Annotated in this window: 2 protein-coding genes; both read right to left on the minus strand. The window is 31.5% G+C overall.

What is annotated here, in order from left to right:
* Window positions 1-229, minus strand: a 229-nt coding sequence (locus IPZ49_RS23310; RefSeq protein ID WP_227754136.1) for a hypothetical protein, incomplete at its 3' end; no start/stop codon positions are given.
* Entirely contained in the window at window positions 222-1,391 is a 1,170-nt protein-coding gene (locus IPZ49_RS22840; RefSeq protein WP_050871167.1) for a hypothetical protein, read from the minus strand. The genes IPZ49_RS23310 and IPZ49_RS22840, both read right to left, overlap by 8 nt.
* Between the last annotated feature and the right edge of the window lie 121 nt (window positions 1,392-1,512).

The following is a 1,512-nucleotide window of genomic DNA, read 5'->3' on the forward strand; positions in this document are numbered from 1 at the left end:
GTCTTAATGGCAAGCCCCAGAATCGATGTCGAAAAATATTTACATTAATGTTGGAACTTATTTTCGTTAAACAATCTATTTCTTTTATTAATCGTTCATTCTTTATATTTACAATTATGTTTAGATATAAATGATTGTTTTTAGCTATTTCTTTAATATGGCGTAAAAACATTTCCTCATGTCCACCATAGACAGGAGACTCATTAATAAATAGTATTTCTTTAAACATTCAGATTTCGCTCCTTAAACAAGGATGCTCCGATTAAATAGAATTCCAGCGCCATCAAATTAAAGAATCCATCGAATGCCAAATCTTGCATAAAAGCAATATTTATTATGATGAAAAGTATGATGTATTGCTTATTTTTAAGTTTCATTAAAAGATAAGTGGTTAGCACGAGGATCGTTAGCCATAAAAACATTACGTAAAAGCCAGATACTCTAACTAAATCTAAGAGCATATTATGGAACCAAATACCTGTATAGCCCTCAGCATGTACTTTTAATCCGCCAAAAGGATAATCCAAGAAATTGGATATGCCGTAAATAAACATACTGAATCTTGGGCTATCAAGACCTCGTTCAGAAAATCCGCCAAAGTTAAATGAATTAGTTATATTCAGATCGCTAGTGAAACTGATTAATATTGGAGCTGTAATAATAAGCAATACAAAGAGGAATAATAAGTTATTTTTCTTGGTTATTATTTTCAGAGTGAAGAAAATCACTATTAGAAAAAATGCTGCTCTCGAACCAAGATAAATTACACTAAAGAAAGTAGCAACAAGCATTAAGGCTATATTAAATAACCTACGTTGCTTTGACCAATTAAAATTGACATAAGCTATACTGAAAAGAACCAACTGAAGCGCGTAAAGTGGAGAGTTCTCTTCTCCCCTATTAATAGGATCATAAACAAGATTATAACCCGGATATCCTTTGAGCATGCTATAGATACAGACTATAATGACGTAAACAATGCTACACAGTGAAAAGTAATTTAGCCATTTAATTCTTCCACTGACACTTTCTTTATAACCTAATATGAAGAAAAAGATGAATGACAATAATATTAGGGAAAATGCATTTGTAAATTTTTCAGGGCCCCTCTCATAATGAGATAATCCCAAGAAATAATATGCACCTAAAAATAGCAGAACCAATCCCATCATTGCGAAGGTTCTTAGGGATGCTTTTAATGTAAATAAAGACCATAAAGCACAGACTGCTAGCATGATGACAGCTACAATCAGTACGCGAAATGAAACTGCAAGAATACAAATTCCAAATAACAAATTTATTATAATTGCATTAGCCTTTTTTGCAGTATTGTTTTCTTGCAATTGCATATTTTCAGCTCTAACTACAGGATCTAAATACTTTCCGCTCATATTGTTTAGATTTCCATAATACAAATATTGATAAAGAAAAATAACAAAGCGCATTTATGATAGAATATAAAATCATGGCAAAAATGCTGTCGTTATAAATCATTATGCCGGCAATCAAACC

The sequence above is a fragment of the Enterobacter cloacae complex sp. S2 genome, from assembly GCF_015159675.1.
GTDB lineage: Bacteria > Pseudomonadota > Gammaproteobacteria > Enterobacterales > Enterobacteriaceae > Enterobacter > Enterobacter intestinihominis.